11 protein-coding genes and 1 other annotated feature are annotated in these 12169 nt (G+C 49.8%); of the genes, 4 read left to right on the top strand and 7 right to left on the bottom strand.

From position 1 onward, the window contains the following. The first annotated feature begins 12 nt into the window (after positions 1 to 12). Complete coding sequence (locus tag AD710_RS04880) at positions 13 to 930, top strand: DMT family transporter (protein ID WP_049627434.1); 918 nt, start codon at positions 13 to 15, stop codon at positions 928 to 930. Between the two features lie 34 nt (positions 931 to 964). Here the strand turns inward: AD710_RS04880 and AD710_RS04885 are convergent, their stop codons facing one another. Together AD710_RS04885 and AD710_RS19785 are read right to left on the bottom strand one after the other, a co-directional pair. Further along, positions 965 to 2305, bottom strand: coding sequence for an amino acid permease (locus AD710_RS04885; RefSeq protein WP_047477202.1), 1341 nt, complete (start codon positions 2303 to 2305; stop codon positions 965 to 967). A gap of 62 nt (positions 2306 to 2367) precedes the next feature. Continuing rightward, positions 2368 to 2607 (bottom strand) — a binding site (T-box leader). Positions 2608 to 2698: 91 nt separating this feature from the next. Then, positions 2699 to 2857 carry a hypothetical protein gene (locus AD710_RS19785; protein ID WP_016937878.1) on the bottom strand — a complete coding sequence of 53 codons (159 nt, stop codon included), beginning with the start codon at positions 2855 to 2857 and terminating at the stop codon, positions 2699 to 2701. Between the two features lie 150 nt (positions 2858 to 3007). Here AD710_RS19785 and AD710_RS04890 point away from each other — a divergent pair, with 150 nt between their 5' ends. The 3 genes from AD710_RS04890 (at position 3008) to AD710_RS04900 (ending at position 6947) form a co-directional block, all read left to right on the top strand. Next, a complete protein-coding gene (locus AD710_RS04890; RefSeq protein ID WP_049627435.1) occupies positions 3008 to 3865 on the top strand; it encodes a MurR/RpiR family transcriptional regulator in 858 nt (285 codons plus the stop codon). Between the two features lie 182 nt (positions 3866 to 4047). Next, a complete protein-coding gene (gene gntK, locus AD710_RS04895; protein WP_049627436.1) occupies positions 4048 to 5592 on the top strand; it encodes a gluconokinase in 1545 nt (514 codons plus the stop codon). Positions 5593 to 5618: 26 nt separating this feature from the next. After that, complete coding sequence (locus AD710_RS04900; protein ID WP_016937875.1) at positions 5619 to 6947, top strand: GntP family permease; 1329 nt, start codon at positions 5619 to 5621, stop codon at positions 6945 to 6947. Positions 6948 to 6980: 33 nt separating this feature from the next. On the opposite strand, the gene AD710_RS04905 is transcribed toward AD710_RS04900, so the two are convergent. From AD710_RS04905 to AD710_RS04925, 5 genes are all read right to left on the bottom strand, one after another. Then, positions 6981 to 7703, bottom strand: a complete 723-nt coding sequence (locus AD710_RS04905; RefSeq protein ID WP_049627437.1) for a LutC/YkgG family protein — start codon at positions 7701 to 7703, stop codon at positions 6981 to 6983. Continuing rightward, a complete protein-coding gene (locus AD710_RS04910; protein ID WP_045925923.1) occupies positions 7703 to 9133 on the bottom strand; it encodes a LutB/LldF family L-lactate oxidation iron-sulfur protein in 1431 nt (476 codons plus the stop codon). The genes AD710_RS04905 and AD710_RS04910 overlap by 1 nt, the downstream gene beginning before the upstream one ends. 28 nt (positions 9134 to 9161) lie before the next feature. Further along, positions 9162 to 9878 carry a (Fe-S)-binding protein gene (locus AD710_RS04915; RefSeq protein ID WP_016937872.1) on the bottom strand — a complete coding sequence of 239 codons (717 nt, stop codon included), beginning with the start codon at positions 9876 to 9878 and terminating at the stop codon, positions 9162 to 9164. Positions 9879 to 10049: 171 nt separating this feature from the next. After that, entirely contained in the window at positions 10050 to 11240 is a 1191-nt protein-coding gene (locus tag AD710_RS04920) for an aminotransferase-like domain-containing protein (RefSeq protein WP_049627438.1), read from the bottom strand. A 30-nt stretch (positions 11241 to 11270) separates the two neighbouring features. Beyond that, positions 11271 to 11990, bottom strand: coding sequence for an L-lactate utilization/bacilysin biosynthesis transcriptional regulator LutR (locus AD710_RS04925; RefSeq protein WP_049627439.1), 720 nt, complete (start codon positions 11988 to 11990; stop codon positions 11271 to 11273). Positions 11991 to 12169 lie beyond the last annotated feature (179 nt).

A 12169-nucleotide genomic window follows, 5' to 3' on the forward strand; every position in this document is an offset into this window, starting at 1 on the left:
GGAGTGAACGACGTGAAACAGCTTTCGAAAATACAGACAGCTCTCATGCTGGCGTTTTTAGTTACGGTATGGGGGATTAACTGGCCGCTGACAAAGGCCGCGCTCGCCTATTCGCCGCCACTTCTGTTTGCCGGAATCCGCACGCTGATCGGCGGAATTCTATTATTAATGGTGGCGCTGCCCCGTTTTAAAAAGCTGCGTTTTAAAGAAACGTGGCCGATCTATCTGATTTCTGCTATTTTAAATATTACTTTATTTTACGGCCTGCAAACGGTCGGCTTGAATTACCTGCCTGCCGGCCTATTTTCAGCCATTGTGTTTTTCCAGCCTGTTTTAATGGGTGTTTTTTCTTGGCTGTGGCTCGGGGAATCGATGTATCCTTTGAAAATAGCCGGGCTTATTCTGGGCTTTTCCGGTGTCGCCGTCATCAGCTCAGCCGGTTTCGGAGGTCATATTTCCATCGCCGGCATTCTTTTGGCCTTAGGCTCCGCAGTCAGCTGGGCGCTCGGCACGGTATATGTGAAAAGAACGGGCGGACGCGCGGACTCGATCTGGATGGTCGCTCTTCAGCTTCTGATCGGCGGCGTGCTGCTTGTGAGCTCCGGCAGTTTTTCGGAAAGCTTTTCAGCGATTCAATGGAAAGCTCCGTTCATTCTGAGCCTTCTGTTCATTTCGGTATTTGTCATCGCGCTCGGCTGGCTCGCCTTTTTTACGCTTGTCGGTTCAGGGGAAGCAAGCAAGGTTGCCTCTTATACCTTCCTGATCCCGCTCATATCCATTGTCGTCAGCTCGATATTCCTGCATGAGGCACTGACCGTCAGCCTTTTGGCCGGACTGCTTCTGATTGTCACAAGCATTTGCTTTGTGAATATAACACCGAAGAGACTGAAAACACCTGCTTTGGCCGCAGAAAAAAAGGCCGCTCATTAAAAAAACTCTTGCCGCGGGGCAAGAGTTTTTTTGTTTATTGATGTCTCCCTTTCACGAGATACGCAGCCGTAATAAGCAGGTAGATGGCCGCGGTGATGCATGTGATGACAATGGATGTCGTCGCAATTACGCCGATCAGGATGGCCAAAAGCGCAAGCACCGCAAACCATGTCGTGTACGGGAACCATTTGACGTAATAAGCCGGCTGTTCTGTTGAATGTTTTCTTGATTTCAAATGGGCGAATCCGATAATCAGCCAGATGAACAGCACAGTATAGCCGAGTGAACCCATCAAATAATTAAACGTCTGGCTTCCTGCAAATAAAGAAATCAGGACGCCTACATATAAAAATGACGTACAAGTCAGAATCGCATAGACGGGAACCTTTTTCTTCGATAGTTTTGAAAAGATTTTCGGCACCCGGCCGTCAGAAGCCTGCGTAAATAAGACGCGGGATGACCCGTACAATCCCGAGTTCATAGACGAGATAATCGCAAGAAGAATGACGGCATTCATAATATGGTCGGCACCCGGAATTCCGATCATCTTAAATACTATGACAAACGGGCTTTCGGGAACGCTGTTGACTTGATTCCAAGGAATCAGGCTGACGATGATGAAAAACGGCAGCAAATAAAAAGCGACAATCCGCGTTAACGTGCTTCGGACAGCTTTTGGAATCACCTTTTCGGGGTTTTTTGTCTCCGCCAGCGTGACGCCGATGATTTCCGTTCCGCCGTATGAGTAGATCACGACGAGCATCGCCGTAATGACGCCCCCCGCTCCATGCGGGAAGAACCCTCCGTGATCCGTTAAATGAGACAGCCCCGGCGCCGTGTGATTGCCGAATGAGAAAAATAAAAGCAGAATTCCGCATAAAATAAAGATGACAATCACCGTAATTTTAATGAGCGCAAGCCAGTACTCTGTCTCGGCAAACAGCTTCACAGAAAGCATGTTTACGACAGTTACCACGATAGAAATAATCAAAGCGAGTATCCATATCGGACATTCCGGCAGCCAATATTGAATGAAAATGGCGGCTACGACCGCCTCTGCGGCAATATTGAGCACCCACATTTTCCAATAGATCCAGTCTAAAAAGTATGCAGCGTACGATCCGAGAGACTGCTCAACCAAATCACGGAACGTTCTTGCATGTTTGTTTCTGACGGCCATTTCGGCCAGCCCCTGCATAATAAACAGCAGAATGATTCCGCCGAGGAGGTAGGCCAGCAGCACGGAAGGCCCGGCTTCATCAATCGCCGTGCTGCTGCCTTTAAAGAGCCCGGCCCCGATTGCGCCTCCAAGCGCCATCATCATAATGTGTCTGGACGACATCGTCCGTTTCAACGTTTGCTTGTCCTTTTCCATCTATCACACGCCCTCTCGCAAAAAGTGTTCATCACATAAAAAAGCACGCCGCCTCTTTTTAGAAAAGAGACGGCGTGCCTCAGGCAGCCGCGGTACCACTCTTGTTGATCCCAAATATCCGGAATCCAGCTTGAAAACCTTTTAACGAAGGTCAGCCGTTAGGACATAGGGAATATTCCGACAATTCCGTTCCGCCCTGCCACTTCCGGGCGAGTTCAAAGAACAATCAGTCCGCGTTGCACCAAACCGCGGCTCTCTTTTTCTGACTGGATTCTTTTACTGCTCCCGTTCACAGTGTTTTATGTTAAATGAATCTCTTGAGTTTTTATTTTCTGAATATAGTAACATAATATACAGTCTTCTAATTTTAAAGTCAATACTAATTTTTGCCGTCTATTGTCCTTCCCGGTCATTCGAAAATCTCAGCTGAAATCCGGAAACAAGGCTTTGCTTTCCGGGTGCCGCGCTTTCCGCTTTCACCTTAGTGTTTGCGTATAAAAACAGCGCAAGCGCAATGCCGAAGGATATGACGAGAATCCATGCTTTTTTCATCCAGATGCCTCCTCACTTTCTATCATCGGCGGCCTTTCTCTTTTTTTATACACCAAATCGAAAAAACAATTTTAAAATTCTGTTTTCCTTATATTGAAACTTGCTTTATCATAAAAGTATGCGTTTACATTCGAATAGGGAGGTTATAGCATGACCCCTGTCAATTCAAGCAGTATCGGGAAGATTCAGGCAGCCAGCAAAGGCTTGTCGCCAAAATTGAGAGCGATTGCAGATCATATCGTGAAGGAACCGAAAGACGTGGTTCATCTCTCTATCATTCAGCTGGCGGAAAAAACGAAAAGCTCTGAAGCGACGATTTTCAGGCTGTGCAAGCGGCTCGGTTTTTCCGGCTATCAGGATTTAAAAATCGCGCTTGCTCAGGAAATCGTTCAGGAGCCTGTGCAGCACATTCATGAAGAAATGAGCCCTGATGACGATACCGAAGTCATCATCCAAAAAGTTTTCCGCGCAAATATTTCCGGCCTGACCGATACGTTTCAGTTGTTAGATCCGGCCGATGTTGAAAAAGCGGTAGAGATGATTCACGGCGCAGACAGAATCGAATTTTACGGAAACGGCGGCTCCGGGCTGATCGCCACAGATGCGTATCATAAGTTTATGCGCACGGGCATAAACTGCATCGCTCACACGGACTCTCACTTTCAGGCGATGTCAGCGGGGCTTCTCGGTCCCGGAAGCGCAGTCATTGGGATTTCTCACTCGGGGAGCAACAAGGATGTGCTCGACGCGGTGAAAACGGCCAAATCGCTCGGCGCGGGCACGATCGGCATTACAAGCTACCAAAAGTCGCCGCTCACCCAGATTTCTGACGTTGTGCTGTATACATCAACAAGGGAGACGGCCTTCCGAACGGAAGCGATGTCCGCAAGACTCGCCCAGCTGACGGTCATTGATACACTTTATTTCGCAACGGCACGTCTGCGGCAGGAGAAAACGCTCGCCAACTTGCAGCAAATCAGAAAAATGATCGCGCACAAACGTTTGTAACCGTTTTCTGAATATTTATTTTTCAAAAGAGAAAAGCCGATACAGCGGGAATTGAGGCAATTTTGTGAAAAAAATTTTCTTCTCTATCGTTGATTTATAAAAAAATTATTCCTATAATTGACTTTGTAAGGGCATACATTATCAATCTATCTTATTATTCAATTAGAGTAGGCGGGATATATATGAAGGAAACCCAAGCTGTTATCGGTCTGGATATCGGCACGACCAGCACGAAAGCCGTTCTGTTCGGACCAAGAGGCAAAGTGCTAGCCAAACATTCGGTTCACTATGATTTAATACAGCCAAAGCCGGCATGGGCCGAGCAGGATCCCGAGCACATTTTGGAAGCTGTTATCGCGAGCATCAGAGGCGCCGTCACAAAGGCCGGACTGAGCCCGGACAACCTGCTGGCAATCGGTATCAGCACCGCCATGCACTCATTGATTGCTGTCGATCAAAACGGCGGCCTGCTGACCAAAAGCATCATTTGGGCGGACAACCGCAGCGCCGAGCAATCAAAACGGATTTTAAAAGAAATGAACGGTTTCGATATTTATAAAAGAACGGGCACACCGATTCACCCGATGTCTCCCCTTTCCAAAATTGTGTGGATGAGAGAACAGGATAAGGAGACATTCGCGAAAGCCGCCAAATTCATCAGTATTAAGGAATATATTTTGCACGAGTTTTTCGGAACTTATGTCGTTGATTATTCGATTGCTTCGGCAACGGGGCTGTTCCGTTTAGAGACGCTTTCATGGGATGAAGAAGCGCTCCGGATTGCCGGAATCCGGGAAGATCAGCTGTCGGACATCGTGCCGACCACTCACCAGCTATGCGGCCTTGCGCCGGAAATCGCGGCACGGATGGGCATTCATGCGGATACTCCGTTTATTATCGGCGCAAATGACGGCGTGCTCGCCAATCTGGGAGTAGGCGCGATCGGCAAAGGCGAGGTAGCCGTTACGATCGGAACAAGCGGAGCCGTACGTTCGGTGACGGATAAGCCGGTGACGGATGAAAAAGCGCGGACGTTCTGTTATGCGCTGACTGACAAGCATTGGGTCATCGGAGGACCGACGAATAACGGAGGCATTATGCTGCGCTGGCTTCGTGATGAATTCGCTTCTCCTGAGGTCGAAACAGCGAAGCGGCTGGGCATTGATCCGTACGATTTAATGATCGATATCGCGGATAAAGTGCCCGCAGGCTCTGATGGTCTGCTGTTTCTGCCGTTTTTATCAGGAGAGCGCGCGCCGTTTTGGAATCCGAATGCCCGCGGAACGTTTTTCGGCATCAGCCTCCGCCATAAACGGGAGCATTTTATCAGAGCGGTGCTGGAAGGCGTCATCATGAGCGTCTTTTCGATCGGTGTCGCACTGAGAGATTTGGCGGGCCCCGCAAAAGATGTGCGGGCATCCGGAGGGTTTGCGAGATCGCCGCTGTGGAGGCAGATTTTGTCCGATACGATGGGACGGGAAGTCCTCGTTCCGGAAAGTTATGAGGCATCGGCGCTCGGAGCTGCCGTCCTCGCTTTACACAGCATTGGCGAAATGGAACAGATTGAGGATGTTCAGGACTGGATCAGAATTTCTCACCGTCATGAACCGAATGTCAAAAACAGCGAAACATATATTGAGCTGTTTTACTTATACGAGCGGCTGTATGACAAGCTCAAAGATGAATTTGACGTCATCAGTGAATTTCAGCTCAAACAAAGCCGTTAATTCTTCTTTGAAAGGGTGAAAAGGTCATGTTACTGTTTATAGTCATTGCCGCTATTATCGTTTTACTCTTATTGATTACGGTCGCTAAGTTAAATCCTTTTATCAGTCTTTTGATTACATCCATTCTTGTCGGTTTTGCAGCGGGCATGAAGCTGCCGGACATTATCACTTCGATGAAAACCGGGCTGGGCAATACGCTGTCTCTGCTTGCGATCGTGCTGGCCCTCGGCACGATGCTCGGAAAAATGATGGCTGAATCAGGCGGTGCGGAGCGGATCGCCCACACCCTGATCGGCCGCTTCGGCAAAAAGAAAGTCCATTGGGCGATGGTGGCCGTCGCTTTTATCGTCGGCATCCCGGTCTTTTTCCAGGTCGGCTTCGTCCTGCTCGTGCCGCTTCTGTTTACGATTGCGATTGAAACCGGTGTTTCATTAGTGACGATCGGAATTCCGCTCCTTGCGGGACTTTCCGTCGTGCACGGATTGGTTCCGCCCCACCCTGCGGCGATGGCGGCTGTCGGCATTTATCACGCCAATGTCGGAAAAACGATTGTGTATTCTTTAATCGTCGGCATTCCGACTGCTATCATCGCAGGGCCGCTTTACGGAAAATGGATCGGTAAGCGCATTCACAAACCCGTCCCCGAACTATTGAAAAAACAATTTATTGAACGGAATGAAAAACGCAAGCTTCCGGGATTCGCAAATACATTGTTTACGATATTAGTACCGGTGATTCTGATGCTTATGGCAACGCTTGCCGAAATTGCGCTTCCGGAAAAAAGCGCGCTCTATGACACTTTTAAATTTATCGGCGACCCTGTCACGGCGCTTTTGATCGCCACGGTTTACTCCTTTTTCAGCCTTGGATTTTATCAAGGCTTTAACAGAGAAAGCATTTTAAAATTCAGCAATGACTGTCTGGGACCGATCGCTTCCATTCTGCTCGTGATCGGAGCCGGCGGCGCTTTTAACAACGTTCTGATTGATTCAGGCGTCGGCACGTACATCGCAGACATGGCGAAGCATTCGAGCTTCTCTCCCGTTCTTTTAAGCTGGACGATCGCGGCAGTCATCCGTGTCGCGACAGGTTCAGCGACTGTCGCCATGATGACGGCGGCCGGTATTGTTGCACCGATTGCATCTGTCATGCCGGGGGTCAGCAGCGAGCTTCTTGTTTTGGCAACGGGAGCGGGCTCTCTGATTCTTTCTCACGTCAACGACTCCGGTTTCTGGCTCATTAAAGAGTATTTCGGAATGACCGTGAAAGAAACGTTCCTGACATGGACGGCGATGGAAACGATTATTTCTGTCAGTGCGATTTGTTTTATTATGATTATTAACGCGTTTATATAAAAACAACCCCCGGTTTTGGCCGGGGGTTGTTTTTTATCGGTCATTAACAAGGATATAAGCGGCTTTCACGGGTCCGTGGACGCCGACAACCAAGTCCATTTCGATATCAGCCGAGTTGCTCGGTCCGGTAATATAGTTGATGCAGGAAGGAACGGTGACGCCGTCTCTGATCTGCTGTTTCAGGATATCGCTGGCCTGCGTCATTCTCGGCACAATGGAAGATTTCGGGATGATTGCGATATAGGTGGTCGGAAGCAGGCTGACTGATCGGCCGGCATGCTCTGACGCATACAAAACGACGGTGGCTGATTCAGCAAGCGTAATCTCACTGAATGTAATGCCTACATTCGCTTGTTCCGCTTTTTCAATATTTTTCGCTCCTTGTTCCGCATCCCATTCCCAAACCGGAATGCCTTCATCCGGCCACTCTTCCGACACAAGAGTCTGCAGGCCGTACGTTTCAAAGCGGCTGTCTTTCGGAATGATGACAGGCCCTCCTTCAAAACGGTCCACCTGCGTGCGCAAAGCGGCGTACAGCCCGGCGGCATCCGTTTCGATCAGCTCGGTATGAATGTTGACGCAGTGGTCTTTCAGCATCGTGACAAGATCATCTTCCGTACAGCCCGCATGCGTTTCATATTGAGGCTGGTACTTCCATTCAGGCAGGGACACGCCTGCTTTTCTGCGCTCTCTGCCCAGACGTCCGGCGATCCGGTTTAAAAAGGATTCCTGATGTTTAACCGTCCCTTTCATCATCATTCTTCCCCCTTTTGTTTTTCCCGGTCAAAAAACCAATCTCTGAATCTCGATTTATGCGGCGCCGGGAAGTCCCGGACTGCGGTCCATCCCTTTAACGGCCCCGGCCCTTTTGATATTTTGTCATCTTCCGTAAACGGCGTCATGGCGGCAGGCGCCCATTTTGATCCCATTTTATAAAGGGACGGGGATGACGAGCCGATCCCGAAGGCTTTCATGGCCAGTTTTTCGCTGAACGGCGCTTTGCCCTCTTTTTCCACGATGTTCTGCCGATGCTTGAGCAGCAGCTCGTGCAGCGGAATTTTAACAGGACACGCTTCCGTACAGGCCGCGCATAAGGAAGATGCGTACGGGAGCTCCTTATACTCATCGTATCCGCCGAGAAGGGGCGATAGGACGGCGCCGATCGGACCCGAATAGATGGACCCGTACGAGTGTCCGCCGACATGTCGGTATACGGGACAGACATTGATGCAGGCGGCGCAGCGGATACATTGCAGCACCGATTGAAATTCCGTGCCGAGTATGCGGGAACGCCCGTTATCCACGACCACGAGGTGGAATTCCTCCGGCCCGTCTGCTTCTCCCTCCTGCCGAGGACCCGTCAGCGCCGTAATGTAACTTGTAAGCCGCTGGCCGACGGCGCTTCTCGTCAGCATGCTGACAAGCACTTCAAACTCAGAAAATGAAGGAACGATCCGCTCCATTCCCATCACGGTGATCTGCGTCTTCGGCAGCGCGGACACAAGGCGGCCGTTTCCTTCGTTTGTCACGAGACTGACCGATCCCGTATCCGCGATTGCAAAGTTGCAGCCCGTGATGCCGACATCCGCTTCGAGAAATTTTTTCCGGAGGACGCTGCGCGCGTGCATGACGAGCTCTTCCGGCTTTTCCGTCTGCTTGTATTCAAGTCTCTCTTTAAACACGTCACGAATCTGTTCTTTGTTTTTGTGAAGAGCGGGAGCAACGATATGTGACGGCGGATCGTGATCGTCAATCTGGAGAATATATTCGCCGAGATCCGTTTCTGTGACTTCACAGCCCTCTTCTTCAAGCACTTCGTTCATATTGATTTCTTCTGTCACCATAGATTTGGATTTTACGATTTTTTTGGCGTTTTTCTGCCGGATGACATCGCGGATATAGGAGGACGCTTCTTCCGCCGTTTCGGCGAAAAATACGTGTCCCCCTCTTTTGGCGACGTTTTCGGCGAGCTGTTCTAAATAGAAATCAAGATTGTCCAGCACATGCTGCCTGATTTCCTCCGCATGGGAACGCCAATCCTCCCAGTTTCCCAATTCCTCTGCCGCCTGAAGCCTTCTCGTCCTGAGCCGTTCCTGCGCTCCGGAGACGGCTCCTCTCATAAACTCATTATCTATTCCTTCTGATACCCGCTCTTTAAAAGCGGCGGTACCGATTTTCATCGCCATGATTTTACCCCCCCTGTGGTTTCTCGTGTTATCTGCTGTTCAGCACTTCGGCGATGTGCATGACTCTGACGTTTTTATCCTTACGGTCAAGACGCCCGCCGATATTCATCAGACAGCCGCAATCAGCCCCGATCAGCACCTCGGCCTCCGTTTCTTCCACGCAGGCGACCTTTTCATCCACCATTTGCTCAGAGATTTGCGCCATTTTTACTGAAAACGTTCCTCCGAATCCGCAGCATTGATGTTTTCCTGGAAGCGAAGTAAATTCAAGCCCCTTTACATGACGCAAAAGCTTCATCGGCTCCTCCGACACGCCGAGCAGCCTTGTCATGTGGCACGACGTATGTAATGTCGCTTTTTTATGCAGCACCGCCCCGACATCCTCCACCCCGAGAACATTGACGATAAAATCTGTTAACTCATACGTTTTGTCCGCAAGCTGCTGCGCTTTTTCCGCCCACTTCGGATCGTCCTGAAACAGATGCGGATATTCACGGAACATCGTCGTACAGGAACCTGACGGACTGACGACGTACTCCGCTTTTTCAAACGCGGCAATCATCTGCTTCATCGCTTTTTTCGCGTCTGTCACATACCCGCTGTTGTATGCGGGCTGCCCGCAGCAAATCTGACCCTCGGGAAAATCCACCTCACACCCGAGCCTTTCCAGCACCTCAACCGTCGCCTTTCCGACATTGGTCTGGAACATATCCACAAGGCACGTGACAAATAATGAGACTTTCATGATGAACCCCTCTTTCATCCTCAATATGTGATCCGGTCATCTGATGACCTGTTTTTGGAAAGCTCTATAAATATCCTACACTATTCTGAATATGGATTGGAAGGTTTTTCTGAAAAATCCTTTTGTCCGATGCGCTAAGATCACAAAAAAAAGAGAAGCCCGAATGCTTCTTTACGCCTCATTTTTCAGCAGGCGTCCCAGCCGTTGGACCCCCTCTTTTAGCGCGGCTTTTCCTGCGTAACTGAACGACAGACGGAGATATTCTGCGCCGTCTTCCTGATGCAGAAAAAAATATTTACCGGGTACATAGGAAACACCGTGAGAAAGAGCCCGCTCCAGAAGTGCAGACGTATCCGCCCCCGGCACTTTCACCCAGACAAAATAACCGCCGTCCGGCACGTGCCAGGATGCGGACTCGGGCAGATATTGCTTTAATGCGGCGATCAATACGTCACGTTTGCTCCGGTATGCTTTACGCAAGGCGGCGAGCCGTTCTTCAACATTCGTTTGTTCCAGATAGACGGCGGTCACCGCTTGAGAAAATGGATGATCCAAGTCTTTTTTAAACCAAGACAATGCCTTGATGAATGCAGCGTCCCCTGCAATCCAGCCGATTCTCAGACCCGGGGCGATGACTTTTGAAAATGAACCGGCGTACAGCACCCGGCCGTTCTGATCCATCGCTTTCAATGACGGCGGGATATCCGTGAATCCGAGCTCGCCGTATGCGTCATCCTCCAAGATGAGAAAATCATATGTGTCGGCAAGCTGAAGCAAGCGGGTTCTCCGCTTCGCTGACATCACGGTTCCCGCAGGATTCTGAAAAGCGGGTATCGTGTAAAGAAGACGCGGAAGCACAAGCCCTTTTCGTTTTCTTTCCTCAAGCATGAACGCTAATGTTTCTGTTTGCAGGCCGTCTTGATCTGCCGGAATGCTTATCATATGCGGTGTGTAATTTTTAAAAATCTCGAGCGCTTCCATGTAAGCCGGAGCTTCTGCGGCAGCCGCGGTTTGTTCATCGAGGAACACCCGGGCTGCCAGATCTATCGCCTGACAGGCGCCCGAGGTCACGAGCAGCTCATCGTCACGGCAGCGAATGCCGCGGATAGCCAACCGTTCTTGAATCTGCTTTTTTAAAACGGCCGGCCGAGGGCTTCCCATATAATGCAGCGGCAGATCGCGCTCCTCACCCAGAAGGCGGGACGCGGCTTCTTTCAGCTCCTTATCAGGAACGAGCGCGGGATCGGGATAGCCGGAATGCAGAGGGATGCACGCTTTTGGAACAGCCGGCATCCACTCCCCGGGAGGATCGTTTGTCAGAGCTTTCTTTACATGGTCAGGAAAAAAAGATTCGGCCTGCATGTGATCTTATCCCCTTTCACAAGTCAGCTTCTATACATTTTCTTCAAAATAAGCCCCCAGCACTTCTTCCACATTGGTCAGGTGCGCGGTCATCGCGGCTTCCGCTTCATCCGCGTCTCCGGCCGCGACCGCGCTGTAAATGCGTTCATGCTCTTCATACAATCGCTGCACGCTCGTTCGTTTAGAAAACAACCAGATTCTTCTCGTTTCTCTCATCGTTTCCAAAAGAAGCGCAGAGACATGATTCATGAGATGCTTGAGCAGGCTGTTTTGTGATGCTTCCGCCAGCGCCATGTGAAAGGAGAAATCTGCTTTTTCGCCCAATTCTTCGTCTCCGTCGATGTCTTTCATCTCCATGAGGGCCTGGCGGATTTTTTGTAAATCCTCTTCGGTGCGTTTTTCAGCGGCCATGGCGGCGACGCCGAGTTCAAGCAGCTTTCTGACTTCGAGCAGCTGTTTGACATCCTCTTTTTTCATTAAGAGAGCGGAAGAAAGCGGCTGGGAAATATGGGACGGCTCAAATTCTCTTATGTATGTGCCTTCTCCCTGCTTCATGTCGACGAGCCCCATCGCTTTTAAAGCCGACAGCGCTTCTCTGACCGCCGAGCGGCTGACCTGAAAGCTCTCGGAAAGCGCCTGAACGGAATCAAGCTTTTCACCCGGCTTAAGCTCGCCCGCTTTTATCTTCTCCAGCAATGCATCAGCGACTTCTTCGTAAATTTTTTTCGTTTTAATTTGTTTATATTTCAACGCGATCACCCCGTCACTTGTGAATCTTGATGTTTATCGTCTATTATACTTCTTTTTTCGCACCGCCGACAGGTTCAGACAAATTGTTCAAGAAAAGGATTGTATTTTCAAAACTTTCAAAATATAATGCTAATTAACCCGGTCATCAGATGACCTTATCATAAAAGTAATCGCTCGCA

Source organism: Bacillus sp. JFL15 (genome assembly GCF_001184225.1).
GTDB lineage: Bacteria > Bacillota > Bacilli > Bacillales > Bacillaceae > Bacillus > Bacillus siamensis.

What these genes read in the sequence shown, in the direction of transcription:
- AD710_RS04910 (WP_045925923.1), bottom strand. Translation starts at nt 9,133, where the DNA reads ATGGCGATGAAAATCGGTACCGCCGCTTTTAAAGAGCGGGTATCAGAA.
- AD710_RS04900 (WP_016937875.1), top strand. Translation starts at nt 5,619, where the DNA reads ATGTTACTGTTTATAGTCATTGCCGCTATTATCGTTTTACTCTTATTG.
- gntK (WP_049627436.1), top strand. Translation starts at nt 4,048, where the DNA reads ATGAAGGAAACCCAAGCTGTTATCGGTCTGGATATCGGCACGACCAGC.
- AD710_RS04890 (WP_049627435.1), top strand. Translation starts at nt 3,008, where the DNA reads ATGACCCCTGTCAATTCAAGCAGTATCGGGAAGATTCAGGCAGCCAGC.
- AD710_RS04915 (WP_016937872.1), bottom strand. Translation starts at nt 9,878, where the DNA reads ATGAAAGTCTCATTATTTGTCACGTGCCTTGTGGATATGTTCCAGACC.
- AD710_RS04885 (WP_047477202.1), bottom strand. Translation starts at nt 2,305, where the DNA reads ATGGAAAAGGACAAGCAAACGTTGAAACGGACGATGTCGTCCAGACAC.
- AD710_RS04905 (WP_049627437.1), bottom strand. Translation starts at nt 7,703, where the DNA reads ATGATGAAAGGGACGGTTAAACATCAGGAATCCTTTTTAAACCGGATC.
- AD710_RS19785 (WP_016937878.1), bottom strand. Translation starts at nt 2,857, where the DNA reads ATGAAAAAAGCATGGATTCTCGTCATATCCTTCGGCATTGCGCTTGCG.
- AD710_RS04920 (WP_049627438.1), bottom strand. Translation starts at nt 11,240, where the DNA reads ATGCAGGCCGAATCTTTTTTTCCTGACCATGTAAAGAAAGCTCTGACA.